This is a genomic window from Chryseomicrobium imtechense, from assembly GCF_041475995.1.
Taxonomy (GTDB): domain Bacteria; phylum Bacillota; class Bacilli; order Bacillales_A; family Planococcaceae; genus Chryseomicrobium; species Chryseomicrobium aureum.
Genome location: NZ_JBGOBM010000014.1, coordinates 26,725 through 53,125 on the forward strand (window position 1 = coordinate 26,725; position 26,401 = coordinate 53,125).

At 42.1% G+C, this 26,401-nt stretch carries 19 protein-coding genes, 2 pseudogenes and 2 riboswitches; of the genes and pseudogenes, 19 read left to right on the plus strand and 2 right to left on the minus strand.

The features are described 5' to 3' along the window. Nucleotides 1-322: 322 nt before the first annotated feature. From menC to AB5N96_RS11770, 12 genes and pseudogenes are all read left to right on the plus strand, one after another. Complete coding sequence (gene menC, locus AB5N96_RS11715; RefSeq protein ID WP_499705611.1) at nucleotides 323-1,465, plus strand: o-succinylbenzoate synthase; 1,143 nt, start codon at nucleotides 323-325, stop codon at nucleotides 1,463-1,465. Then, complete coding sequence (locus AB5N96_RS11720; protein ID WP_499705612.1) at nucleotides 1,462-2,934, plus strand: M81 family metallopeptidase; 1,473 nt, start codon at nucleotides 1,462-1,464, stop codon at nucleotides 2,932-2,934. Before menC ends, AB5N96_RS11720 begins: the two co-directional genes overlap by 4 nt. 16 nt (nucleotides 2,935-2,950) lie before the next feature. Continuing rightward, nucleotides 2,951-4,558 (plus strand): ABC transporter substrate-binding protein, encoded by a 1,608-nt coding sequence (locus AB5N96_RS11725; RefSeq protein ID WP_499705613.1) that lies wholly within the window; start codon nucleotides 2,951-2,953, stop codon nucleotides 4,556-4,558. Nucleotides 4,559-4,624: 66 nt separating this feature from the next. Then, on the plus strand, nucleotides 4,625-5,545 hold the full coding sequence (locus AB5N96_RS11730; protein ID WP_499705614.1) for an ABC transporter permease: 921 nt from the start codon (nucleotides 4,625-4,627) through the stop codon (nucleotides 5,543-5,545). Between the two features lie 16 nt (nucleotides 5,546-5,561). Then, a complete protein-coding gene (locus AB5N96_RS11735; RefSeq protein ID WP_499705615.1) occupies nucleotides 5,562-6,461 on the plus strand; it encodes an ABC transporter permease in 900 nt (299 codons plus the stop codon). A gap of 14 nt (nucleotides 6,462-6,475) precedes the next feature. Continuing rightward, complete coding sequence (locus AB5N96_RS11740; protein ID WP_499705616.1) at nucleotides 6,476-7,507, plus strand: ABC transporter ATP-binding protein; 1,032 nt, start codon at nucleotides 6,476-6,478, stop codon at nucleotides 7,505-7,507. Then, on the plus strand, nucleotides 7,504-8,487 hold the full coding sequence (locus AB5N96_RS11745) for an ABC transporter ATP-binding protein (RefSeq protein WP_499705617.1): 984 nt from the start codon (nucleotides 7,504-7,506) through the stop codon (nucleotides 8,485-8,487). Before AB5N96_RS11740 ends, AB5N96_RS11745 begins: the two co-directional genes overlap by 4 nt. Before the next feature lie 31 nt (nucleotides 8,488-8,518). Beyond that, nucleotides 8,519-9,373: a MurR/RpiR family transcriptional regulator gene (locus AB5N96_RS11750; protein WP_499705618.1), complete on the plus strand. Its 855-nt coding sequence runs from the start codon at nucleotides 8,519-8,521 to the stop codon at nucleotides 9,371-9,373. A gap of 58 nt (nucleotides 9,374-9,431) precedes the next feature. Further along, entirely contained in the window at nucleotides 9,432-10,850 is a 1,419-nt protein-coding gene (locus tag AB5N96_RS11755; protein WP_499705619.1) for a serine hydrolase domain-containing protein, read from the plus strand. A 76-nt stretch (nucleotides 10,851-10,926) separates the two neighbouring features. Continuing rightward, the gene (locus AB5N96_RS11760) at nucleotides 10,927-11,754 is read left to right on the plus strand and encodes a GNAT family N-acetyltransferase (protein WP_204590680.1); all 828 of its coding nucleotides are present in this window, start codon (nucleotides 10,927-10,929) and stop codon (nucleotides 11,752-11,754) included. A gap of 152 nt (nucleotides 11,755-11,906) precedes the next feature. Further along, a pseudogene (locus tag AB5N96_RS11765) lies at nucleotides 11,907-12,673 on the plus strand (exodeoxyribonuclease III). A gap of 39 nt (nucleotides 12,674-12,712) precedes the next feature. After that, a complete protein-coding gene (locus AB5N96_RS11770) occupies nucleotides 12,713-13,996 on the plus strand; it encodes an aminotransferase class I/II-fold pyridoxal phosphate-dependent enzyme (RefSeq protein ID WP_204590678.1) in 1,284 nt (427 codons plus the stop codon). Between the two features lie 283 nt (nucleotides 13,997-14,279). Here AB5N96_RS11770 and AB5N96_RS11775 read toward each other — a convergent pair whose 3' ends face one another. Both AB5N96_RS11775 and AB5N96_RS11780 read right to left on the minus strand, forming a co-directional pair. Then, entirely contained in the window at nucleotides 14,280-15,182 is a 903-nt protein-coding gene (locus AB5N96_RS11775) for a dipeptidase (protein ID WP_204590676.1), read from the minus strand. Continuing rightward, nucleotides 15,169-15,803, minus strand: a pseudogene (locus tag AB5N96_RS11780) (gamma-glutamyl-gamma-aminobutyrate hydrolase family protein). Before AB5N96_RS11780 ends, AB5N96_RS11775 begins: the two are co-directional and overlap by 14 nt. Before the next feature lie 317 nt (nucleotides 15,804-16,120). On the opposite strand from AB5N96_RS11780, the gene AB5N96_RS11785 reads away from it, so the two are divergent. The 7 genes from AB5N96_RS11785 to AB5N96_RS11815 all read left to right on the plus strand — a co-directional run bounded on the left by AB5N96_RS11785 (nucleotide 16,121) and on the right by AB5N96_RS11815 (nucleotide 26,279). Then, entirely contained in the window at nucleotides 16,121-17,602 is a 1,482-nt protein-coding gene (locus tag AB5N96_RS11785) for a nicotinate phosphoribosyltransferase (RefSeq protein WP_204590670.1), read from the plus strand. Next, complete coding sequence (gene nadE, locus AB5N96_RS11790) at nucleotides 17,599-18,423, plus strand: NAD(+) synthase (RefSeq protein WP_392455863.1); 825 nt, start codon at nucleotides 17,599-17,601, stop codon at nucleotides 18,421-18,423. Before AB5N96_RS11785 ends, nadE begins: the two co-directional genes overlap by 4 nt. Nucleotides 18,424-18,545: 122 nt before the next feature. Further along, complete coding sequence (locus AB5N96_RS11795) at nucleotides 18,546-19,496, plus strand: AAA family ATPase (RefSeq protein ID WP_204590667.1); 951 nt, start codon at nucleotides 18,546-18,548, stop codon at nucleotides 19,494-19,496. Further along, a complete protein-coding gene (locus tag AB5N96_RS11800) occupies nucleotides 19,493-20,674 on the plus strand; it encodes a DUF58 domain-containing protein (RefSeq protein WP_204590666.1) in 1,182 nt (393 codons plus the stop codon). The genes AB5N96_RS11795 and AB5N96_RS11800 overlap by 4 nt, the downstream gene beginning before the upstream one ends. Next, nucleotides 20,671-22,839, plus strand: coding sequence for a transglutaminase domain-containing protein (locus AB5N96_RS11805; RefSeq protein ID WP_204590665.1), 2,169 nt, complete (start codon nucleotides 20,671-20,673; stop codon nucleotides 22,837-22,839). The genes AB5N96_RS11800 and AB5N96_RS11805 overlap by 4 nt, the downstream gene beginning before the upstream one ends. Nucleotides 22,840-22,871: 32 nt before the next feature. Continuing rightward, nucleotides 22,872-22,973, plus strand: a riboswitch (purine riboswitch). Nucleotides 22,974-23,115: 142 nt separating this feature from the next. Beyond that, on the plus strand, nucleotides 23,116-24,669 hold the full coding sequence (gene guaA / locus AB5N96_RS11810) for a glutamine-hydrolyzing GMP synthase (protein WP_204590664.1): 1,554 nt from the start codon (nucleotides 23,116-23,118) through the stop codon (nucleotides 24,667-24,669). 77 nt (nucleotides 24,670-24,746) lie between these two features. After that, nucleotides 24,747-24,848: riboswitch (purine riboswitch) on the plus strand. A 99-nt stretch (nucleotides 24,849-24,947) separates the two neighbouring features. Then, a complete protein-coding gene (locus AB5N96_RS11815) occupies nucleotides 24,948-26,279 on the plus strand; it encodes an NCS2 family permease (RefSeq protein WP_204590663.1) in 1,332 nt (443 codons plus the stop codon). The last annotated feature ends 122 nt before the right edge of the window (nucleotides 26,280-26,401 follow it).

Here is a 26,401-nt window from a genome sequence, read left to right on the forward strand (position 1 = left end):
AAATCAAGTACCGTTCCAGTAATAGATCGGATGGTAACGGCTATAACGAATTCAAAAAGAACTCCTTAATAATATTTAAATATTTGCGGCTGTATCTCTCTGAACATTTAGGAGTTAGCAGCCTTTTTCGATTCTAATCAAAGAAAAGAAAAGGTTCATTCTTTTTATAAATATTTAAATTTGAAAATATTCAAAAAAATATAAAAATTAAGTTGTAATTCAAAGATAATAGTCATATAATGTATGAAAGTTTAAACTTTATCACAAAAAATAATTGAAGTTTAAACTTCATAAATTTTTTATTGTTCAAGGAGGAGGAGTTTTGAAAATAGAAAGAGTTGAATTGCAAGAAATATTAATGCCTTTAAAATCACCATTTGTTACAAGTTTTGGGACGCAGGAAAAGAAAGTAATAACGATTGTCCGGCTACATAGTGAAGGCAAGGTTGGCATTGCAGAAAGTGTGGCATTGGCATTTCCTTTCTATAACGAAGAAACGAATGGCACTATTTGGAACATTATGGAGGAATTTTTGATTCCTATATTATTAGAAAACGAAATTTCACACCCAGATGATGTTTCATCATTATTTTCACATATACGCAGAAATAATATGGCAAAGGCTGTGCTGGAAAGTGCTGTTTGGGACTTATACAGCCGAACAAACAATCAATCCTTGTCCACCGCACTTGGGGGATCTTTTAAAGAAATTGATGTCGGTGTCAGTATCGGGATTGAAAGCAGCATAGAACAACTTCTTACAGTTGTAGGTCAATTTTTAAATGAAGGCTATAAAAAAATCAAAGTCAAAATCAAACCGGGCTGGGATGTAGAGCCAATCAAAGCCATCCGGGAAAAGTACGGCTACGATGTTCCCCTTATGGCAGATGCAAACTCAGCATACACATTACAGGATATTGATCTACTGAAAGAGTTGGATCGATACAAATTGATTATGATCGAACAACCGCTAGCCCATGACGATATTATCGACCATGCGAAATTACAGGCTCAAATTTCAACCTCTATCTGTTTGGATGAAAGTATCCACTCACTTGAAGATGCCAGAAAAGCCATAGAATTGGGCAGCTGCAAAATTATTAATATAAAGGTGGGAAGAGTAGGAGGATTAACAGCAGCAAAACAAATTCATGACTACTGTGCATCAAAAAATATTCCCGTGTGGTGTGGAGGCATGTTAGAAGCAGGAGTAGGAAGAGCACATAATATTGCCATTGCATCCTTGCATAATTTCAGTATTCCGGGTGATACATCGGCCTCAAACCGGTACTGGAATGAAGATATTGTCGTGCCGGAAGTAACCACGATCAGACCAGGGGTTATTGAAGTCCCTAAGGGCGAAGGCATTGGCTTTGAGCTGAATGAACAAGTGATCAGAAAGTATTTAACAAGAGAAGTTTCATTCGGGGCAAAATCAAAATTAGGGGAGGAAGAGGCAGTTTGAAATTATTAATCGGCGAAATCTTACATGAGACAAACACGTTTTCCAATGTAAAAACAGATGTCGAAGCTTTCAAGTTATGGGGCTGGAACAAAGGTGAAGACCTTCTTTCAAAAAACCGAAATGTAAGAAATTATTTAGGCGGCATGATAGATCAGGCAGAAGCATTGGGAATCGGCTTGATTCCTACCTTTGCTACCTTTGCCTATCCAGCAGGAATCATCACTTCCGAGGCCTATGAAGCGCTATTGAATGAATTGATCGAAGGCATTAAAAGTGCTGATGGGTACGATGCTATTCTTCTTGCACTTCATGGAGCAGGAGTTTCTGAAGTTACAGAAGACCTGGAAGGTTCCATTCTTAGTAAAGTAAGAGAAGTTGTCGGCGATCATATTCCGATTGTCGTTACATTGGATTTACATGCAAATGTTACATTCGAGATGGTCAAGCATGCAACGCTCATTTTGGGGAATCATTTGTATCCCCACACAGATAGCTATGAAATAGGAATGGAAGCAGTCGACTGTGCCGTGCAAATCATTGAAGGAAATCTAAAACCGACCATGTTTTTGCGACATCTTCCATTGATGATTCCCACTTCCACAACGAATCTCTCTCCGGCAAAAGAAGTGAATAATCTATGCTTTGAATGGGAAAAGAGCGACCAAGTTGTGGATTGTACCTTTTACCATGGATTCCCCTACACGAACATTTCTCAAGTAGGAGTATCCGTTTTAGTCACAACCAACAATTGCAGTGAGTATGCAGAAGATATTGCGAATATAATTAGTGAATATATTTGGGATAACAAAGAAAAGTTTCTACAAAAACAACCATCTCCGGAAGAAGGGATAGAACTTGCCCTTGCACATGTGGGGAAGCCAGTAGTCATCAATGAAACATCGGATAACCCTGGGGGTGGAACTCCTGCTGATGGGACGTATTTATTAAAGGCAATGATTAATAAAGGCATTGAAAAGAGCTGCTTCGGTTTTATATTTGATCCAGAAGTGGTGAAACAAGCAGTCGAGTCCGGCATCGGCACCACCATAGAGACCCAATTAGGAGGCAAGACCGATAGTTTGCATGGCGAACCGATACACTTAAAAGCTTATGTGAAAAGCATTACAGATGGTGTATTTATTCAATCCTCTCCTATGGGGAAAGGTTCTGTCATTAATTTAGGACCTTCTGTCAGATTGCAGAGCAATGGCGTAGATATCATTGTCTGCTCAGTAAAAGCACAAACATTAGATGAACAGATCTTCTTACTCCATGGCATTGACGTACAAGATTATAAAATCGTTGCGTTAAAGTCAAGTCAGCACTTCCGCGCAGGTTTCGAACATATCAGCTCCAAGATCATCACTGTAGATTCTCCAGGCTTAACAACATTAGACTTTACATCCTTCAAGTATACAAATTTAAAAACAGAAGTATATCCGCTAAGTGAAGTATTAATTAAACAATAGATTAGGGGGAAGAATTATGGGAAAAATGAAACCATTTAAAATTTGGTCTATGCTGCTTGTTCTATTACTGGTAATATCAGCCTGCTCGCCGAGTGAGTCTTCAGAAACTGAAACAAGCGATGGCCAGGCAGAAGCTTCTGAAGGGGGCACAATCGTGGTTACCTCTGTCCGGGAGCCTGATACGGTCGACGTCCAAAGGACTACATGGGTAGATGATGCGAATAATCACTTGTATGAGCCTCTTCTTCGATTCGATTTTGATGGCAATATTGTTCCTGCATTAGCGGAATCTTATGAAGTTTCAACTGATGGTCTTGTTGTTTCTTTCACGCTTAAGGAAGGCGCCACTTTCCATACAGGCACCCCAGTAACATCAGACGCTGTAAAAATATCCTTTGAGCGTTTTATTGAATCATCTCCAACAAGCTACATGATCGGTCCATTGAAAGAAATTAAAGTCATAGACGATAGGACATTTGAATTCCACTTTTCAGAACCATTTGCGCCTTTTCTTAGCAATGCTACTGTCTCTTATTTAGCACCTCTTGATCCATCTGTAATTGGGGAATATAGCGAAGACTTAACAGATGTTGCAAGTTCAGCTGGTATATTAAAAGTTTCAGAAATAAAACGCGGATCCTCCATTACTTATGTACCTTACGAAAATTTCAAATTAGGCGCTGCCTATTCAGAAAACAAGGGGGCAGCTACTTTTGATGAGGTCGTTTTCCGTTTTATTTCAGATGATGATACAAGACTTCTTGAATTCAAGCGTGGAAATTCACAAATCATGATGTCCGTTCCACCCAATTATATTAAGGAATTGGAAGCAGATCCAAACGTCACGTTAGAGCGAACATTGGCAAATGGGCACGTATACCTTGGTTTCAACAATCAAAAACCAATTTTCCAGGATAAAAATATTAGACAAGCTATTGCATTAGCTGTCGACCGTTCAACAATCGTAGATTTCGCGCTTGAAGGATCTGCACAACCTATATATGGCCCCCTGCCTCCAACAATTCCGGGATATAGCCAAACTGTTGAGGATGAGGCTGCAGCAAAATATGCACGTGACTTAGAGGAAGCAAAAAGCTTGCTGGCAGAATCGGGATATACAGAAACAAATGGAGATGGATTTGTCGTAAAAGATGGAAAACCTTTATCAATCGAGCTATGGGTAACACAAGAACCAACTATGCAGCGAATTGCACAAGTACTTCAAAATCAATTGAAGGAAGTGGGTATTGAACTCAGGATTTCAGTCCAGGAGGATGCAACAATACGTGCACAATCCCCTGAAGGTGTTCATGAAATGCTTCTCTGGACTTACGGCTGGTATGACGCAGACATCTTAAATTCCATGTTTGGTCGTGGTTTGTCAACTCGCGTACATTATCAAAATGATGAATTAATCAGTATATTGGAAAAAGCTCGTGTTGTAGTTGATACAGATGAACGTATGGCACTTTATGAGGAAGCTCAAAGAATCATTGTTGAAGAGGCTCCTTGGGTACCATTGTTTGTTAGGGAAAATGTACTGGCACACCGTGACTTGGAAGGATTGAAAATTCATCCAATAACGGGGACGATTATATGGTCGGACGTAAAGCTTAAGAAATAGGCTTCAATATTAGGGGGGCGGTATAACCTCCTCCCCTAATTATTGATTTTAAGGAGGTTAGTTGGTGTGTCAGGATATATTCTGAAACGATTGTTTACAACGCTCTTAACTTTATTGGGTGTTTCCATCATTGTATTTTTAATGGTCCATCTTATTCCTGGCGATCCTGTTTCCTATATTCTTGGTGAGTTTGCGACTGAAGAAGCGGTGAATAAGCTGAAAAGCGAATTGGGCTTGGACAAAAATCTTCTCATCCAATACTTTGTATTCATGTTAGGTGTCATACAGGGTGATTTAGGCACTTCTTATATTACAGGCCTAAGTGTAGTAGAAGAAATAATAAATCGAATTCCGGTAACCTTTCAGTTAGCCGTGTTTAGCTTAATCATCGGTTCCATAGTCGGAATATTGTTGGGGATTATAGCGGCTGTTAAACAAAATACCATTTTTGATCAATTGGCCATGCTAATCTCCCTTGTGGGAATATCTGCGCCTGGATTTTGGATAGCACTATTTTTAATCTATTTGTTTTCATATTTAATACCTATTTTTCCTATATCGGGATATGACGGTATATATTCATTAATTCTTCCTTCAATCACTCTTGGTCTTGGCACATCAGGAAATATAGCTCGTATGACCAGATCAAGTATGCTGGAAGTTATTAAACAGGACTATATGCGGACTGCAGAAGCAAAAGGAGTCAATGTGTTTCAGTTAATTTTTGGACATGCATTACAAAATGCTTTGATACCTGTTATCACCCTCATTGGAATTCAATTTGGAAACTTGTTGGCAGGAGCGGTTGTAACTGAAACGGTCTTTGCATTGCCTGGAATAGGAAGTTTGGCAATCGATGCAATTGCAACAAGGGATATGCCGACAGTCCAGGGCTTGGTGTTATTTATGGCCTTTATGTTTATTGTAGTAAATCTAATCGTAGACATTTTTTATAGTGTAATAGATCCACGTATTAAGTATGAATAGAAAGGAGGAAGTGTAAATGAGCGGAATAATTACTTCTAAAAATATGGATCCTTCACTTATTAACCTCCAAAAAAACAACACGAAATCATATTGGCAAATCGTGTGGGGAAGATTGATGAAAAACAAAGGGGCAATGGCTGGATCATTTATATTGATTTTCTTTATAGGAGCTGCTCTATTGGCACCTGTTTTGGCTCCCTTTCCTATCGATGAAATGAAGATGGAAAACCGTTTTTTGCCTCCATCCATGAATCATTTGCTTGGAACAGATGAATTTGGAAGAGATATATTATCACGGATGATGTATGGCGGCCGGATATCATTGATGATGGGCCTTGTCGCTGTCTCTATAGCAGGGATTACCGGGGTGGTCCTCGGCGTGATTTCCGGCTATTATCGAAGAATTGATATTTACATAATGCAAATGATGGATATTTTACTTGCATTTCCTTCTTTGTTATTGGCAATCGCAATTATTGCAGTTCTTGGTGTCGGACTGACAAATGCCATGATTGCTGTTGCTATTTCGGTTATACCATCCTATGTCCGTGTTGTACGTGGTGCAGTATTATCAATTCGTGAAAAAGAGTACATCGAGGCTGTTCAAGCATTGGGTGTCAGTGATTTTAAAATTATTGTCAAACATATATTTCCTAATGTGTTATCTCCAGTAATAGTATTGTCTACTTTGCAATTTGGCACAAGTATATTGGCAGCAGCTGCACTCAGCTTTTTAGGTTTAGGTGCTCAACCACCCACGCCTGAATGGGGGGCAATGGCTTACGTAGGAAAATCGTTCTTGTTGCAAGCATGGTGGATGTCATTATTCCCTGGCCTTGCAATCATGTTGGTCGTTTTAGGATTTAATCTATTGGGAGACGGTCTTCGTGATGCACTTGATCCAAGACTAAAGTAAAGGAGGTAATGACTATGACAACCAATTTACTTGAGCTATTAGAAAAAAAACCAGAAGCTGTTGACGAGGATGATTTACTAGTTGTTGAAAACCTGGTGATTCAATTTGCAGCGGAAAAGAAAAGTCATGTTCGAGCAGTAAATCATGTAAACTTCAATCTGAAAAAGAGAGAGACTGTAGCACTTGTTGGGGAATCAGGTTGCGGGAAGAGTATTACATCACTTTCCATCATGGGACTTATTCCAAAGCATGCAGGCGATGTCTTAGGAAGCATACGACTGAACAATAAAGAACTTAATGGGCTATCACCAAAGAAGATGCGTCAAATTCGGGGAAAAGAAATTTCCATGATCTTTCAGGAGCCAATGACTTCGCTAAATCCTGTCCACAAAATCGGAAAGCAGATTGGTGAAGTAATCAGGTTACATACAAAAGCTTCTAAAGAAGAGATTAAAGTAAAAACGATTGAAATGTTGAAAAAGGTGGAAATACCAAGACCCGATAAGATTATAAATGATTATCCTCATCAGTTATCAGGTGGGATGAGGCAACGTGTCATGATTGCCATGGCTATGGCATGCAATCCAAGCTTGCTTATTGCAGATGAACCCACAACTGCATTGGACGTAACCATTCAAGCACAAATATTGGATTTAATGAATGATCTAAAAAATCAATTTGATACAACGATATTGTTGATCACTCATGACTTAGGAGTAGTTGCTGAAGTTGCAGACAGGGTTATGGTTATGTATTACGGGCAGATAGTAGAAGAGGCAGAAGTCACTACTTTATTTACACAACCAAAACATCCTTATACATTAGGATTACTAAACTCTATTCCTAATTTGGAGGAAAATAAGGATAGATTAGATCCAATTGTAGGGAACGTACCGAATTTAGGGGAAATTACTGAAGGCTGCCCTTTTCGTTTTAGATGCCAATTTGCTTTAGAAAAATGTTCAACGGAAAACCCACCATTATTCAATATTGAAAAGCAAAAAGTCAGATGCTGGTTATTTGAAGAGGAAGGGGAAGTGTCATGAAAGAAGAAATACTGGAAGTCAGTGATCTCAAAACACATTTCCCTATCCAAAAGGGCATTTTAAAAAGAAATACAGGATTCGTTAAGGCTGTAGACGGAGTCTCATTTAAATTAGCAAAAGGAGAAACGTTGGGAATTGTCGGGGAAAGCGGCTGCGGTAAGTCCACAACGGGAAGAAGTATTCTTCGTTTAATCAATCCCACTAGCGGTTCCGTCAAATATAAAGGAAAAGAGGTAACGTCACTTTCCAAAGGTGAACTTCTTAAGCTCAGAAAAGAAATGCAGATTGTTTTCCAGGATCCTTATGCTTCATTAAACCCAAGAATAACGATTGCCTCTATATTAGAGGAAGCATTATCCACGCACAGCATTGGGAAGGATAAAAAAGAACGAAGAGAAATTGTCCTTCAATTATTGGAAAAGGTAGGTTTAAATCGACATCTAGCCAACCGATATCCTCATGAATTCAGTGGAGGACAAAGACAGCGTATAGGAATTGCACGTGCAATTGCAGTAAATCCAACTCTAATTATTGCAGACGAGCCTGTTTCAGCTCTTGATGTTTCCATACAAGCTCAAATCTTGAACTTGTTTCAAGATTTACAGGAACAAATGGGCTTAACTTACATTTTCATTGCCCACGATTTGAGTGTAGTGAAACATATTAGTGACAAAATTGGCGTCATGTATTTAGGAAGGATGGTGGAATATGCTTCAAAAGATGATTTATTTTCCCGTCCATCACATCCCTACACACAGGCATTAATGTCCGCAGTTCCAGTTCCAAATCCTTTAATGAAAAAAGAAAGAATTTCATTGAAAGGTGACGTTCCAAACCCTGCAGCTCCACCCTCTGGCTGTACATTCCATACACGTTGCAATGCATGCATGGAAGTTTGCAAATCAATAAAACCGAAAGACATTGAAATCTCACCTGGTCATGTTGTATCCTGTCACTTATATGATAGTGCTTACAATTAATACACTTAAGGGCACTTAAAAGGAGATTTCAATGAAAAAACTCAAGCAACAAATTAAAGAAAATTATAGTGAACTCACACAAGGCTTGAAAAGTGTATCAAATTTCATCGTGGCAAATCCCAACTCTGTTGCTCTATATCCGGCAAAGGAAATTGGGAATCTGACCAATACAAGTGAAACTACTGTAATCAGATGTTGCCATGCCTTAGGGTATTCAGGTTATGCAGCATTACAGGAAGAAATCAGAAATTCGCTGCTCCAGCCTGATAATGATCCATTCAAAGCATTGACCGATGGAATGAAGCATGACTCGCCTGATATTCAGGCGTCAGTTGAACAAGACATTGAATTCATGAGAAAAACATTTGATTCTATGGACAAGGAACATTTTAATGAGGCGATTGATAAAATCATTGCTTCCAAAAAGGTGTTAATCGTTGGTCTTCGTACTTCATATGCGGCTGCCAATTGGCTATCCTACAGCTTGAATATTGTTAAAGGTGATACGTATTTATTTAAGGGCGACATCGACGACGCACACCATTTGCTTACATTGATTGATGAAGACTGGTTGGTTATTGCACTCTCTTTCAGACGCTATTCCCAACAAACCATCTCTTTTGTCAGTGCCACAAAAGAACATGGTGCACAAATCGTTACGATTACTGATGATGAATTATCACCTTTAGGCCTCATGTCAGACATTACACTTAATGTGATTACACCTAATCCTTCAAGCTTGAAAGGCATGCCAACTATTTTTTCTATTCTGAACGCCATGGTGTCAGGTGTGATGATTAAAAATAGTCAAGAGGTCCAAAAGAGACTTGAAGAATACCAGCGGACAAGTGATGTATATCCTACGTTTTATAACCAAGGAGAATGACATTCACGATTTTTACAGCTTTTTTTATGTGAATATTAAAAAATAAGGGGATGTTGAGATGATTAAAACATTGGACATGAAGCCATTTGAAAATGCCGGACAGGAGCTGATTGACAAGTACCTCATTCCGGGAGTAGCTATTGGTATTGCCCAGGATGGCGAATTGGTTTACGGCAAAGGATTTGGTTATCGTAATATTGAGAAGGAAAAGCCGGTAACAATGGAAACTATTTATGGCATTGCATCCGTCACAAAATCTTTTACCTGTGTTGCCATCATGCAGCTGCAGGAACAAGGCAAGCTAAATGTACATGATCCAGTTGTGAAGTATTTGCCTGAATTCAAGACTCCTACAGATAAAACAGATCAAATGACGATCCATCATTTCATGACTCATTCAGCTGGTTTACCGCCGCTCCCGTCTCTGGTGTACGCAAATAAAAGAAGTTTTGATAGTGATCCTTCTGTAAACGATTATCCAGGACTCAAGTTGAAAGAAGAAGAAGAACAAGGACCAATCGATACATTTGAAGAGCTGATGGAGTTTATTGGGAAGCAGCAATTTGAATTGTTAGGCGATCCCGGTAACGAATTTAGTTATTCGAATGACAGCTATGCTTTATTAGGTGCCATCATAGCTCGTGTTAGCGAGCAATCCTATGAAGATTTTGTGAAAGAACATATTTTGGAACCGGCAGGCATGAATCATTCAGGTTTTTTAATAGAAGAATTCGGAGACTATGATAATATCACATCACTCTACGCTATTCAAAAAGGCGAAAATAGCGAGGAGGTGTATGAAGCTCCCGTATGGTGGGATTCGCCTTCAATGAGAGCTGCTGGTTATTTGAAATCGACGGTCGAAGACATGTTGAAGTATGCCGAGATTTTCAGAAACAATGGAAAAGTCGGGGATAACCAGATTCTTTCTGAAGAAAGTGTCAAAGAAATGATTAAACCTCACATAGAGTGCTCGCCGGGTCGATATTACGGGTATGGATTGATGATTACACCGGATTACTATGGCGGTACATTAGTGGAACATGGAGGCAACTTAAAAGCGATTGCTTCACAGCTAAGTGTCATTCCGGAAAGAGGGGTCAGCGCCATGATCCTTACAAACCTAGCAGCAGTTCCTGCTTCAACAATCATGGCTCGTGCATTGAATGTTTATGAAGGAAGAGAGTTCGATGCATCTCCTGTAGAATTCGATGATTATACACATACAGCAGAAGAATTGGCTGAATTCGTGGGGGAATACGTATCCAACGAGGGTATGAAACTCACAGTGGATTTAAAACAAGACAGCCTTGAGTTTTCAGTGCCAGGCTTTAATTTCCCGGTAAAAAGTATAGGGAAAGATTTATTTTTGGCTGATGTCAATGACCAAAAAGAAATTATTCGTTTTGTGCGAAATTCCGAAGGGAAAATAGATCGAGTCGCTTATCATTATCGTCAATTCCCAAAAACTAATTAATTTCTTCATCCTTAGCTATCCCGTATAGCTAAGGGTTTTATTTAAGACAAAACTTTTATGGAAAGGAGATACAATCATGTCTCCACATATTGTTTATCGACAAGTAACCGATATTCAACGTTTAAAAGAAATCGTAAAATTTCAGGAATGGATTTGGAGTATTGAAAGTGTAACGATGCTGCCCCACTTAATTGCAGCCATTCATAATGGCGGAGTTGTCATCGGTGCGTTCGACGAAGAAAAATTAGTAGGATTTTGCTATGGATTTGCCGGTTTTAAAGACAGCCAAAACCTTCTCATTTCACATATGATGGCCATTCATCCGGAATATAGAAACATGGGAATTGGTGAAAGCCTAAAAATATCGCAAAAATCCTGGGCTGCTGATTATGGTTACACCAAAATTGTTTGGACATACGACCCTTTGGAGTCAAGAAATGGATATTTGAATATTCACAAGTTAGGGGGATATGTCCGAACTTATTACAAGGAGTATTACGGTGAAATGACGGACGAAATCAATAAGGGAATGCCCGCTGACCGTTTTTTGGTTGAATGGGATGTCCATGGAGCTGAAAAAGAGTTGATGAAAAGGACGCAAGTGGACCTTGACGTGATTGACCACCTGGTAGATGGTGAAGTTGTGGCTGACCTACTATCACCGATCGGATCTTTACAGGAGCTGGTGGATGATTATTATGCAGTAGCAGTTCCAAGAGACATTCATTTCATCAAAAAGCAAAGCATCAAGATAGCGCAACTCTGGAGACATGAACTGCGTAAAGCTTTTGTAAAGGCGTTTTCATCAGGGTATCGGGTGGTTGATGTCATCCGTCACAAAGACAATGCTGCGATGAATTATTACATTTTACAGAGACAGAAAACAAGTGAGGCACATACATGATACACCAAATAGATGAGTGGTTAAGGGAGATTCGTTTACTTTGTGAAAGAAATTAATGATAGGTGAAAGTTGTATCAACAAATAATATCGGACTTGCCTAGCGAGTCTTTTTTTTTATGGTAAACTAGTCTCGAACTAAAGGAGGCGGCAGCATGAAACTCATCTCATGGAACGTAAACGGCATCCGCGCATGTGTAAAAAAAGGATGGATGGAGTACTTCCACGCGCAAGACGCTGATTTTTTCTGTATTCAAGAAACGAAGATGCAACAAGGGCAGCTGGACCTGGATCTTCCGGGATATCATCAGTACTGGAATGACGCTGAGAAAAAGGGCTACTCCGGCACAGCTATTTTACGAAGCATGAGCCGCTGTCGGTTCATTACGGATTAGAAGACGATCCGGATGAAGCGGAAGGGCGTATCATTACACTTGAGTACGACAACTTTTATCTCGTGAACACCTACATATCGAACGCAAAGAGAGACCTGTCACGTTTACCGTACCGACTCGAATGGGAAGACCGTATGTATAGCTATTTGACGCTGCTCAATTTGACGAAGCCGGTCATCTATGCAGGAGATCTAAATGTCGCGCAGCAAGAAATCGATATCCGCAATGCGAAGTCGAACATCGGCAATTCCGGATTCACCTTTGAAGAACGTGAGAAGATGACACGTCTGCTCGACAATGGATTTGTGGATTCTTTCCGCTATCTTCACCCAACTGCAGAAAGCCATTATACGTGGTGGAGTTATATGGCGAAGGTGCGTGAGCGCAATATCGGGTGGCGCATTGATTACTTCATCGTTTCCGAAAAACTGGCTCCATTAATTAAAGAGGCAGGGATGCACCCGGACACGATGGGCAGTGACCATTGTCCAATCTTTTTAGAATTAGGAAAAGAATTTTCAAAGTAAATAGCGTACAATAGAGAAAAACGCAGGAGGTTCTGACTCGTGAATCCATTAGCACAGCAACTGAACACCCAGATCCAAAACGAAAGCCCGGCTGTCCACGACATGTTGTCGTCGCTTGGGAAAAACTTATTCTATCCAAAAGGCATCTTGAGCCAAGGAGCTGAAGCGTCTGAGAAAGCGCATAAATTCAATGCGACGATCGGAATTGCGACTGAACATGGCGAACCGATGCACTTTTCACATATCCAGAAACGCATCGACTATGCACCAAAAGATGTCTACCCGTATGCACCCCCTCAAGGGAAGCCTGCACTGCGTGATGCATGGCTTGAAAAACTCTACAAAGACAACCCGTCAATGGTCGGCAAATCCATTGGGAAGCCGATTGTCACCAATGCATTGACGCACGGACTATCGATTCTCGCGGACTTATTTATGAACGAAGGAGACGCGCTCGTCGTACCGAACCACTACTGGGGCAACTACAACACCGTATTCGGAGTTCGTCGTGGTGGAAAGATCGTCACGTTCCCGCTGTTCGCGGAAAACACGCGTTTTGATACAAACGGACTTCGCGAGGCGCTCGCAGAACAATCCGGAAAAGCGATTGTGCTGTTAAACTTCCCGAATAACCCAACTGGTTACACACCGCACGAAGACGAAGCGAATGAAATCGTCGACGTGTTAAAAGAAGCGGCAGACAATGGATTAAACTTAGTCGTCGTGTTAGACGACGCGTACTTTGGTCTATTCTATGAAGATTCAATCACTGAATCCCTATTTGGGCGCCTAGCAGGAGTGCATGACCGCATTCTTCCGGTGAAGATTGACGGAGCGACGAAAGAGAACTATGTTTGGGGCTTACGAGTAGGCTTCATAACGTATGCTGCAGGCAAAGAGACGCTGGCTGCTCTTGAGCAGAAAACGAAAGGTATTATTCGTGGGACGATTTCAAGTGGGGCTCACATTTCGCAGACGATGATACTAGAGTCACTTCAGTCACCTGAATTTGAAGTCGAGAAGCAACAGAAGTTTGACGTCATGAAAGGCCGAGCCGTGAAGACAAAGGAGATTTTATCAGACGCGAAGTTTGATAAGCACTGGACGTACTATCCGTTCAACTCTGGCTACTTTATGTGTGTGAAGTTGCATGAAATCGATGCAGAAGAGCTTCGTTTACACTTACTCGACCAGTACGGCGTGGGTGTCATCTCGAACAACCAGACGGATATTCGTGTCGCATTTAGTTGCGTGGACGAGGAAGACCTGACAGAGCTATTCGACTTGATCTACCAAGCGTGCGAAGACTTAACAACCAACTAAATGACGAAAGCCGACGTATGGAAGCATCCACGCGTCGGCTTTTTTAAGTGGGGTAGATCTTGCTAGCAAGGGCTTGGGCAGCTAGGGTTTTGGGTTTAGTGCATGCGGGCAGGTTAGCGTGTGGTGAGCCGGCCGGGAACAAGCTTGTAAAGATCGACAAATCGATTTTCTGCTAGATGAAAGTTCTATTTCGTCACGACAAATCCCTGTTTTGTCACGAGAAATGCACGTGCTGTAAGGTGAACTCCCGCTCATCCACACTCCAGCCCTGACTAAGCCCCATTCACCCCATCACATATCGATAAAAATTCTTATACATCCACTTCTCCACTTGGTCGTCACTAAAACTCGAGCGCAAACGTTCTAATAGGTGAGGGAACTGTCCAGCGTGTTCCAGTCCATCCACTTTGATATTAATCCCGTCGAAATCTGAACCGAATCCAATAATGTCTTCCCCACCGAGAGCCACAATGTGCTCGAAATGAGCAATCAATTCATCGATTTCAGCATGGTCTTTACCTGAAATGAACCCCGGATAAAACACAATATGTAACGGTATGCCTTTTTCAATCATGGCTCGCAATTGAGTATCCGATAAGTTCCGAGGATGGTCACAGAGCGCACGCGCATTCGCGTGGCTGACAATCGGAAACTCGGCAAGCTCGAGTGTCTCCCAGAACCCTGCTTCCGCAATATGGGCAAGATCGACGAGAATCCCTCGCTCATTCAACCGAGCCACCACCTGTCTACCGAACGTCGTCAGTCCAGCACCACGGGGTTCCCCACAGCCGTCCGCTACCAAGTTTGCAGGATTCCAAGTGAGCCCGACAGATAACACACCTGCGTCCAAAAAAGCATCGAGTTTCGTCAGTTCATTGCCGATACACTCGAGTCCTTCGAGCGTTAAGAAGACAGAGATTTTGCCGTCCGGACGTTCAGCAAGCTCTGGCCAGTTGCGTACCCAGTGCACGTCTGGATGAGACAATACATGCTTGTGAAAAAGCTCTACTTGATGCATGGCTGCTGTATAGGCGGTTTCCGCAGAAAGCGAAGGTTCCACATAGATCGCAAAGGCCTGAGCAGTAATCCCGCCAGCCCGTAAGCGTTCAATCGATGTATCTAGTTCACCCTGAAAATTCTTCTGTAATTTATACAAGTGGTCACAATGTAGATCAATAAGTGTCATAATTAAGCTCCTTTGTGTGTTTTATAAATGCAGCAAATAATGTACTGGAATGCAGGCAATTCACCATCGTTTCGGGGTGCCATTGTACGCTATACCAAGGAGAAGCCTTGCGCTCGATTGTTTCCACAACGCCGTCAGACGATGTGGCACTCACGCGCGTGCCATCACCTAAACGATGGACGGCTTGGTGGTGAAATGAATTTACGGGGAGTGATGTGCATCCTGTCCGTTTTTCTAAGAAGCTTCCAGAAACAACGTCAACAACATGATGGGCTTCTTCGCGTGAACGCTTCGGGTTATGTTGGAGGAATGACCCATCTGCAATCGAATAGAGGTCTTGGTGAATCGTTCCACCACACGCGACGTTCAACATTTGCATATCCTTGCAGATCCCGAGTACAGGTTTACGCACCTGTGTCAGTTTCCTTAAGAGGGCGAGTTCCCGGATATCTCGTGACCCGTTAATTTCCCCGAGACCAGGAAGGGGGCTTCTCCGAAATGAATCGGGTCAATGTATCCGCCGCTAGTAAGCACAAATCCGTCCATCTTCTGAAGAATCGACTCGTCAAGAGAGCCGATTAAATAAACCGCACTGCAACCCGCATCCTCAATCGACCGCATATAACCACACGCGAGCGTGAATCGTTCATTTTCTTCTGAACCAATCTATATGCTCCTCATATGTCTGTAATTCGATTGGGGCTGAAGTGCTTAGTTCTATTACCGTTGTAACGAACTTTCCTTATGTGGCGATCATCCACTTTAAGTTTACGCTACTATTTTGAGTATCATTATACCTTGAGTGAGCATCATTGTGAAGAAGTATAATGATAGAGAACAGGTCTCTTTATCTCGATTCCAAAAGAAATGATTTTTTGTCACATTTTCGGGGAAAAGGGTATACTAAGAACTAATTATGTATGGAAGAAGGCGACGAGATGAATCATCCTTATGCAGATGACAGTTTAACATTACATACCGATCTCTATCAGATCAACATGGCAGAGGCCTACTGGGCAGACAACATGCACGAGCGCAAAGCCGTGTTTGAACTGTTCTTCCGGAAGCTCCCGTTTGGCAATGGGTATGCAATTTTTGCTGGGCTAGAACGGATTCTCGACTATATAAAGAACTTCCGTTTCAGTGAATCAGACCTCGCATATTTAGAAGAACAAGGCTATCAGGCAGATTTCTTAGCGTATTTGAAGGACCTGCGATTTACCGGCAACATCTATGCCATGCGTGAAGGAGAGCTCGCTTTCCCGCAAGCCCCACTCGTGCGTGTAGAAGCACCCCTAATCGAAGCCCAACTCATTGAGACGGCGCTCCTGAACATCGTCAATTTCCAGACGTTGATTGCGACGAAATCATCACGCATTAAACAAGTGGTCAAAGACGAAATCGTCATGGAATTTGGTTCACGCCGAGCGCATGAGATGGATGCAGCTATTTGGGGAGCACGTGCTGCCTATATTGGGGGAGCAGAAGCAACAAGTAACGTGCGCACAGGAAAGTTATTTGGCATTCCGATTTCAGGAACACATGCCCATTCTATGGTTCAGGCGTATAAATCTGAATACGAAGCATTCCATGCCTACGCCAAGCGCCATAAAAAGTGTGTGTTCTTAGTCGATACGTATGACACGCTTAATATTGGTGTACCGACAGCGATTCAGGTAGCCAAAGAACTAGGGGACAAAATAGATTTTGTCGGCATTCGACTCGATAGCGGGGATATTGCGTTCTTGTCTAAAGAATCACGTCGCATGCTTGATGAAGCAGGTTTCCCAGACGCAAAAGTGGTGGTTTCCAACGATTTAGATGAATACACAATTTTGAACTTAAAGGCACAAGGGGCCAAAGTCGACATGTGGGGAATCGGGACAAAGCTGATCACTGCGTATGATCAACCTGCACTCGGCGCCGTTTATAAACTCGTGTCTATCGAAAATGATGCGGGAGAAATGGAAGATACGATTAAGATTTCTTCTACGACTGAAAAAGTGACGACTCCCGGTGAAAAAAGGATTTACCGCATCATCGACCGTGAAAACGGAAAAGCAGAAGGGGACTACATTACACTTAAAGAAGAAGATCCGACGAAAGAGGATCGCTTGAAAATGTTCCACCCGGTTCATACATTCGTATCAAAATTTGTTACCAACTTTGATGCCATTGATTTGCATCATCACGTAGTGGCAGATGGCCGTGTGATTTATGACAACCCAACTTTACCTGAGATGCAGGCTTACGCGAAGTCCAACCTGACACTCCTTTGGGATGAATACAAACGTTCGTTGAACCCAGAAGAATATCCTGTCGACCTGAGTCAAAAATGCTGGGACAACAAAATGCGCAATATTCAAGAAGTGAAAGAAATGGTCGACATGCATAAAGCGACAGGAGGGAAAGTTCAATGACAATGCAACAAGAAATTATTCAAGAGCTTGGTGTAAAGCCGCAAATTGATGTGAACGAAGAGATTCGTGTGACGATTGATTTCATGAAAGACTACATGAAAAAACATAGCTTTTTAAAATCACTAGTACTTGGAATTTCTGGAGGGCAAGATTCTACGTTACTTGGTAAACTTGCTCAAATGGCTGTAGACGAATTGAATGAAGAAACAGAGGGGGGCTATGAATTTATTGCAGTCAGTCTCCCTTATGGTGTGCAGTTTGATGAACATGATCGTCAAGATGCGCTCGCATTCATTCAACCTAGCCGAAAGATTACTATTAATATCAAAGAAGCTGTGGATGCAAGCGACCGAGCATTGCTAGAAGCAGGAGTTGACTTGAGTGATTTTGCAAAAGGAAACGAAAAGGCACGTGAACGAATGAAGGCTCAGTATTCGATTGCTGCAAGTTTCAATGGTGTGGTGCTCGGTACAGATCACGCAGCTGAAGCTGTTACTGGATTCTACACAAAATACGGCGATGGGGGTGTGGACCTTACCCCTTTATTCCGTCTGAACAAACGCCAAGGTCGTGCGATGTTAAAAGAACTTGGAGCTCCAGAACATCTTTATATGAAAATCCCGACTGCGGATTTAGAAGAAGACCGTCCGGCGATTCCAGACGAAGTGGCATTAGGCGTTACCTATGATCATATCGACGACTACCTTGAAGGAAAACAGATTGATCTAGAGGCGCAAGAAAAGATTGAAGGCTACTTTATCCGCTCGCGTCATAAACGTACGATGCCCGTCACTGTATTTGACACGTGGTGGAAAAAATAAACCTAGTGAAGAGGCTGCATTTGCAGTCTCTTTATTTGTTTTCTTGTAGGTCATTGGGTATGCTAAAAGAGAACTGACGTAATTTTCGAAAAATGACCGGACCTATAGAGAGGACGAGCGCAATGGACGCCAAATTGAAGATTGACCAAGTATTAGAGAATATCAGTAAAGTGATAATAGGAAAACGTGAAGTCGCAGAACTATCGGTAGCAGCTCTATTAGCAGGAGGCCACATTCTATTAGAAGATGTGCCTGGTGTTGGGAAGACGATGCTTGTTCGTGCTTTAGCAAAATCCACAGGTGCTAATTTCCGCCGCATCCAGTTTACCCCAGATTTACTCCCATCTGACGTTGTAGGCGTCTCCATCTATAACCCGAAAGAAATGGCATTTGAATTTCGACCTGGCCCGATCATGGGGAACATTGTTCTTGCCGATGAAATTAACCGGACATCGCCAAAGACCCAATCTGCACTACTTGAGGGGATGGAAGAATCCTCTGTCACAGTAGACGGAGAGACACTTGCGATCCCTAAACCGTTTTTTGTTATGGCTACACAAAACCCGATTGAACATGAAGGGACGTATCCACTTCCAGAGGCCCAGCTCGACCGATTCATCATGAAGCTCAAAATGGGCTACCCGACTGTGACGGAAGAAGTTCAGGTATTAAACAGTCTTGAACACAATGTGCCAATCGAGGAACTTGAGACGGTGATTTCACTAGCAGAGCTGACAGCGATTCAAAAAGAAGTGCGGGCGGTGCATGTCTCGGACGTCTTGAAAACATATATTGTCGAGCTTGCAACACGTACGCGAAACGATCCGTATGTCTATTTAGGTGCGAGTCCACGTGCTTCTATAGCACTAATGAGAGCAGCGCAGGCGTACTCCTTAATGAAAGGCAGAGACTTTGTCATGCCTGACGACATTCAATATCTCGCGCCATTCGTATTCTCACACCGTATTATCTTGAAACCAGAAGCTCGATATGAAGGGATGCAGGCGCAAGCGATTTTGAAAGAAATCATCAAGCGCACTCCTGTGCCTGTGGAACGGAATGTTGCGACATGAAACACCATGCAGGCTTGATAGGCCTCTTACTGATAGGAGTTGCAAGTTTTGCATACGCAATGTTTCAAGGTGGGTTTGTCAGTTGGTTTTTACTCTATGCTATCATCCCATTTCTAATTTTTGCGCTCATTATTTATTTTTACCCTGTCCGAAAAATGACAGTGGAGCGCGAATTGACTTCAGGTGAACTCACACGTGGTCAAACACTTGAAGTCACTCTCCATATAACACGAAATGACTGGTGGCCCCTCTACTATATGAAAGTAAGAGACTATCCACCGTTTAAAGACTATGAACCAAAACAACGTATTGTATTTGTAGGCTTCCGCCGATCCATTACGCTCACGTATGCCATTGAGAAATTGCCACGCGGTATATACATATTTGACGATGTAGAACTTGAACTCGTCGACCTTCTCGGCTGGTTACGCAAATCGTGGATAGTCTCAAGTCCGCACCAGATAACGGTGTATCCTCGTGTGACAGACCTTTTCTATACGCCGATTGCTTCCAATTATGATCAAGGTGCAGCACGAGCGCGTTTCCAAGCGCATAAAGAAAACTCTGTTGCAACAGGAGTCCGTGAGTATCAACCAGGTGACCGGGTTTCCTGGATTGACTGGAAATCGTTTGCGAAAAGTCAAACCCTGCGAACAAAAGATTTCGAAGATCGTCAAGCCCAAGATACTTTGTTGTACCTTGACCGAACAGAAGGACAAAGCTTTGACGATGCCATCGACTTCACACTCTCTGTCGTTCATGCAATGGAAAAGTCGGATTCCACCGGTGCATTCATCATTCCAGGTTCCAAGGGCATGATGCTGACGACTGTTCAGCACCAAGGACATGTAGAAAGAGCAAAACGAGAATTGGCCACAACGGAAGCAATCGAAGCTCAAGCGATGCGTCGATTGATTTCTGAAGACAAACGACTGGGTACGTTCAAGGGCATTATCTGTATTACTGCTTATCTTGAAAAAGCACGAATTGAAGCACTTACACACATGACACCGAATTTACGAGAAGGCATTTGCTTTGTAGTAAAAGGGGAAAATGCTCCGCGGCTGACTTCAGCTGAACTGCCAGTCGAAGAGTATGCGAAAGCACGAGGTTGGTCGGTCATCACCGTCTCACCGTCTCAATTCCCGGATGCATTCGGGGAGGTGGCCAAACGATGAAGCAGCGCACATTTATTATGGAGGCCGTGACGTTTTTAGCTGCCTTATTGTTACTTATTGAATGGTTAGGCCCAATTGCGGAATTGACGAATATTGGTTTTATTCGCGTGTTCTACATTTTTGTCGCGATTTCCTTCATCTTGTTATTTTTGAAAACCCCTTGGTGGATCAGTGGATTTGTAAAAATTGCTTATATTTATTGGTTCATCGTTTCTATTTATTCAGAGTTCACGATTTTAAGTGGAGAGAGTATTCGCTTCTTTTTGACTGAACTCATTTTCAATATCACACAACTGATTACATTGGATTTGACACAAATGACTGATCCGTTCCGCACAATCCTATTTTTTGTTTTGTTGTGGATGACTGTCTATTTGATTGGCTACTGGATTCGCATGCGTGCAACTATATTTGTATTCTTTATTTTAACAGTCATTATCATCGGCATTCTTGACACATTTACTCCGTATGACGGTTCTGCAGCGATTGTTCGCGTCTTTGTCATCGGTTTAGGAGTCAGTGCCTTCCTATTCTTATTTAAGTTGCACGAGAACCAAAAGCAAGTTCGCTACATTGGCATTGCGTTTACAGCAGCGCTTCTTCTTCTTTCTGTATCACTTGCCATCGTGCTCCCAAAAGCTGGACCATTATGGCCAGACCCCGTGCCGTATTTCTACTCAACCAATCCGCAGTCAGGGACTGGTCCAGGTGGGGCAGGAGGAATCAATAAAGTCGGCTATGATGAAAATGATGAACAACTCGGAGGCTCATTCATCAGTGATGATACCGAGGTATTCCAAGTAACTTCCACCTCTCGTGGCTACTACCGTGTAGAAACAAAGGATACGTATACATCGAAAGGGTGGATCCAATCAGAACCTCAGCTTGTCTATGATTACTATCAACAAGAGGAAGAATTTGCATTAGACTTCCCACCTAGCGTAGAAGACGATGTGCAACAAATGACATTCGACATGCAAACGGATTTCCCTTTTCTTTTCCATACGTACGGGGCAACGTCCTATACGAGCGGAGAACCCTTTGACGTCCGTTTCAACCTCAGTACAAACAAGTTTGATGCAGTCGATCAAGAAGCAATTGTAGAACCGCAAAGTTACAGTGTCGACTTTGCAGAGCCAAGTTATTTGTTAAGTGAGCTTCGATCAACTGCCATCGAAGATTTACAAACGATTGGTTCAGAATTTGACCGTTACTTGCAGCTTCCGAATACACTTCCGCAACGTGTGCGAGACTTAGCGCTTGATATTACTTCTGAGCAACAAAGTGTTTATGACCAAGCAAAAGCCATCGAACAGTATTTCCGAACGAATGGCTTCACCTACAGTCAAAACAACGTAGCCGTTCCGGAAGGGGACACAGATTACGTTGACCAGTTCTTGTTTGATACAAAAATCGGGTACTGTGACAACTTTTCGACGTCTATGGTCGTCTTGCTTCGTGCAGCTGATATTCCAGCGCGCTGGGTGAAAGGATTTGCTCCTGGCGAAGTTGTACAAGCTGAAAACGGTGAGCAAATCTTTCAAGTGACGAATAACAACGCGCACTCATGGGTCGAAGCGTATTTACCTGGAATCGGCTGGATGAATTTTGAGCCGACTATCGGATTTACGAATACACCGGATATCGAGTTTGACATCGAGTTAAGTCCAGACGATTCACTTGCAGCAGAGCAACAAGAAATTGAACAACAAGAGCAACAACAGCAAGAAACACCAGATCAACAGACGACACAGCAATCGAACTTCTCATTAGAACCTGCTGTTGAATGGCTCGATGCCAACAAATGGCGACTGCTCGGTTTATTCGGTTTACTCGGTGTCATCGGAAGCTTACTTTATAAGTTCCGTTTGAAATGGTTGCCGAAATTCTGGCTGCGCCGCTATTTGGCTTCAGATCAATCAGCAGAAGAATTTGAAAAATTATATACGCGACTGCTTCGTTATTTGGCGCTGTATGGATTACCGAAAGAACCAGGGCATACACTGACGCGCTACGCCGCCCAGATCGACAACTATTTTGGCGAAGGGCACATGCGTAATTTGACTACCCATTACGAGCGCCATTTATACGGAAAAGGGACACCAGAAAAACCGGAGCACTTGCGGGAAAGTTGGGAATATTTAATCAATCGCCTAAGCAGTTGATTTTGCCCTACGAAGGCTGTACACTAGGTACAATTCAATAACTACACAGGCCTCGTATATGTCCATTAATCTGGTATGGATGTCTCTACCAAGTCACCGGAAATGACTTGACTATGAGGACGGATTTCGTCATGCACATGCAGGGGCGTTATTCGTCCTTTTAGTTGTTCATTTTAGATGGACTTCAGTAGACCACACCAGACGCATAGATCAAGGCATCTATGCGTTTTTTTCATGACAGAACCTGTGATACTAATCAATGAGGTGGACAAACACATGACAGCTGCTCCTTTATTACAGGAACAAGAAAAAATCGTCGTACTCGACTTTGGTAGCCAGTACAATCAATTGATCACGCGTCGCATTCGTGAATTTGGCGTATACAGTGAATTACATCCCCATACAATTACAGCAGAAGACATCAAAAAGATGAACGCTGTCGGAATCATCTTCTCAGGTGGTCCGAACTCTGTGTATGACGTGAATGCATTCCACGTCGATCCAGCAATCTACGAACTTGATATTCCAATCCTAGGTATTTGCTATGGTATGCAATTGATGGCACATTATTACGGTGGAACAGTGGAGCGCGCAATGCAACGTGAATACGGAAAAGCAGACATCGCTGTTCAAAACCCTACACATCTATTTGATTCTTTACCAGATTCACAAGTTGTATGGATGAGCCATGGTGACCATGTAACAGTTGCACCTCCAGGATTCGAAGTCATCGCAACAAGTCCTTCATGTGAAGTGGCAGCGATGGCGAACGTTGAAAAAAATCTTTATGCTGTCCAATTCCACCCAGAAGTTCGTCATTCGATTTATGGAAACCAGTTAATCGAGAACTTCGTGTTCAAAGTTTGTGGAGCAAAAGGGGACTGGTCGATGGAAAGTTTCATCGAGCTTGAAGTCGAGAAAATCCGTGAGCAAGTCGGCGATAAAAAAGTACTTTGCGCACTATCAGGTGGCGTTGACTCATCAGTAGTTGCGGTACTGATCCATAAAGCAATCGGCGATCAATTGACATGTATGTTCGTTGACCACAATCTTCTTCGTAAAAATGAAGCAGATGAGGTAATGAAAATTTTCGCTGACGGCTTCAATATGAACGTCATCAAAATCGATGCTCGTGAGCGCTTTATGTCAAAACTTGCAGGTGTTTCAGATCCTGAAAAGAAACGTAAAATCATCGGAAATGAATTTATTTATGTATTTGACGACGAAGCAGCGAAGCTTTCAGACATGGACTTCCTCGCACAAGGGACACTTTACACGGATATTATCGAAAGTGGTACGGCTACTGCTCAAACAATCAAATCACACCACAATGTTGGTGGCCTTCCTGAAAACATGAAGTTTGAATTGATCGAGCCATTAAACACACTCTTTAAAGATGAAGTACGTGCATTAGGAGCAGAGCTTGGTCTTCCTGAAAGTTTAGTTTGGCGTCAGCCTTTCCCAGGTCCGGGTCTTGCGATTCGTGTGCTTGGAGAAGTGACAGAAGAAAAACTAGAAATCGTTCGTGAATCCGATGCAATCCTTCGTGAGGAAATTGCAAAAGCTGGTCTTGACCGTGACATCTGGCAGTACTTCACAGTGCTACCTGATATCCGCAGTGTAGGCGTAATGGGTGATGCACGCACATATGATTACACAATCGGAATTCGTGCCGTAACGTCAATTGACGGTATGACATCTGACTGGGCACGTATCCCGTGGGATATTTTAGAGAAAATCTCTGTTCGTCTGGTCAATGAAGTAAACCACATCAACCGTGTTGTCTATGACATTACTTCTAAGCCACCAGCAACGATTGAGTGGGAATAACGAACTTTCGTGGAATAAATATAAATAATGTTCGGTTTTTCTGTTGACGGAGAAAAACTGAAATGTTATCCTAAGATTATAAAATTGAATCATGTCGTCGTATATATTTGGGAATAAGGCCCGAACGTCTCTACCGGATCACCGTAAATGATCTGACTACGATGAGCACAGCACTCCCACTTTTGTCGGTTTGTTTTGCTTATTGAGGGAGTATGCGAATTCGTATACTCCCTTTTTCTGTAGACAAGGCTATTCGCGACAGAAATCAGGAGGAAATTATGAAGAAGTATTTTCGTTTTGAAGAATTAGGCACCAACTACCGAAGAGAAATCATCGGTGGACTCACTACTTTCTTAGCAATGGCGTATATTTTAATCGTCAATCCAATCACGCTCTCTCTAGAAACAGTACCAGGTCTACCAGACTTTATGTATATGGATAAAGGGGCAGTCTTTACTGCAACTGCATTAGCAGCAGCAATCGGATCACTCGTCATGGGGATTCTTGCTAAATACCCGATTGCACTGGCACCAGGTATGGGACTTAATGCATTTTTCGCTTATACCGTTATCTTAACAATGGAAATCCCTTGGCAAGTTGCTTTAACAGGTGTTCTATTTTCTGGTATTATCTTTATTATCTTATCTTTAACTGGAATTCGTGAAGTCATTATCAACTCGATCCCAAGTGAATTAAAATATGCTGTGGGAGCAGGGATTGGACTTTTCATTACATTTATTGGCCTTCAAAACGCTCAAATTATTGTAAATAACGACGCTGTGTTATTAGGCCTTGGAGATTTCACAGACCCGAATGTCTTACTCACAATCTTTGGACTTGTGATCACAGTCATCATGATGGTAAAGGGAATCAAGGGCGGAATATTCTACGGATTGGCTATTACAGCAATCGTAGGAATGGTATTTTCATTAGTTCCTATGCCATCAGGAATTATCGGCGAAGTGCCAAGTGTCAGCTCAACATTCGGTGTTGCGTTTGAACCAATTTTTAATGATCCAGCTTCACTACTGACAGTTCAATTCTTAATCGTTGTTTTAACATTCTTATTCGTTGATTTCTTTGACACAGCAGGAACTCTAATCTCTGTCGCAAACCAAGCAGGTCTTATGAAAGACGAAAAGCTTCCACGTGCGAGTAAAGCTCTATTATCAGATGCGATTGCCACGACAGCAGGAGCAATCGTTGGAACATCGACAACTACTTCCTATGTAGAATCAAGTGCAGGTGTAGCAGCAGGGGCACGTTCAGGTTTTGCAGCCGTCGTAACAGGAGTATTATTTTTACTATCTTTATTCTTTTACCCATTACTGAGTGTCATTACGGCAAGTGTGACAGCTCCTGCTTTAATTATTGTAGGGGTATTGATGGTAAGTTCAATTGGTAAGATCGACTGGTCAAAATTCGAAGTCGCAGTACCAGCATTTTTCGTAATCTTGATGATGCCACTGACATACTCGATTGCTACAGGAATCGCAATCGGATTTATCTTCTATCCAATTACAATGTTAGTTGCAGGAAGAGCGAAAGAGATTCATCCGATTATGTATGGCCTATTTTTCATTTTCTTGGCTTACTTTATATTCTTATAAGAAGAAACTCCAATTCCTCATCATTTATTGATGAGGATTTTTTTGAAAGATAAGAAAGTATATAATTTTTGATGCCATGAGCCCAGTGTTCATGGTATTTTGATTTTATGGAGACAAATATT

Coding starts and splice junctions, on each gene's coding strand:
- AB5N96_RS11795 (WP_204590667.1), top strand. CDS start 18,546: ATGGACGCCAAATTGAAGATTGACCAAGTATTAGAGAATATCAGTAAA.
- AB5N96_RS11805 (WP_204590665.1), top strand. CDS start 20,671: ATGAAGCAGCGCACATTTATTATGGAGGCCGTGACGTTTTTAGCTGCC.
- AB5N96_RS11775 (WP_204590676.1), bottom strand. CDS start 15,182: ATGACACTTATTGATCTACATTGTGACCACTTGTATAAATTACAGAAG.
- AB5N96_RS11800 (WP_204590666.1), top strand. CDS start 19,493: ATGAAACACCATGCAGGCTTGATAGGCCTCTTACTGATAGGAGTTGCA.
- AB5N96_RS11760 (WP_204590680.1), top strand. CDS start 10,927: ATGTCTCCACATATTGTTTATCGACAAGTAACCGATATTCAACGTTTA.
- AB5N96_RS11725 (WP_499705613.1), top strand. CDS start 2,951: ATGGGAAAAATGAAACCATTTAAAATTTGGTCTATGCTGCTTGTTCTA.
- AB5N96_RS11740 (WP_499705616.1), top strand. CDS start 6,476: ATGACAACCAATTTACTTGAGCTATTAGAAAAAAAACCAGAAGCTGTT.
- AB5N96_RS11785 (WP_204590670.1), top strand. CDS start 16,121: ATGAATCATCCTTATGCAGATGACAGTTTAACATTACATACCGATCTC.
- AB5N96_RS11745 (WP_499705617.1), top strand. CDS start 7,504: ATGAAAGAAGAAATACTGGAAGTCAGTGATCTCAAAACACATTTCCCT.
- AB5N96_RS11815 (WP_204590663.1), top strand. CDS start 24,948: ATGAAGAAGTATTTTCGTTTTGAAGAATTAGGCACCAACTACCGAAGA.
- AB5N96_RS11735 (WP_499705615.1), top strand. CDS start 5,562: ATGAGCGGAATAATTACTTCTAAAAATATGGATCCTTCACTTATTAAC.
- nadE (WP_392455863.1), top strand. CDS start 17,599: ATGACAATGCAACAAGAAATTATTCAAGAGCTTGGTGTAAAGCCGCAA.
- AB5N96_RS11755 (WP_499705619.1), top strand. CDS start 9,432: ATGATTAAAACATTGGACATGAAGCCATTTGAAAATGCCGGACAGGAG.
- guaA (WP_204590664.1), top strand. CDS start 23,116: ATGACAGCTGCTCCTTTATTACAGGAACAAGAAAAAATCGTCGTACTC.
- AB5N96_RS11750 (WP_499705618.1), top strand. CDS start 8,519: ATGAAAAAACTCAAGCAACAAATTAAAGAAAATTATAGTGAACTCACA.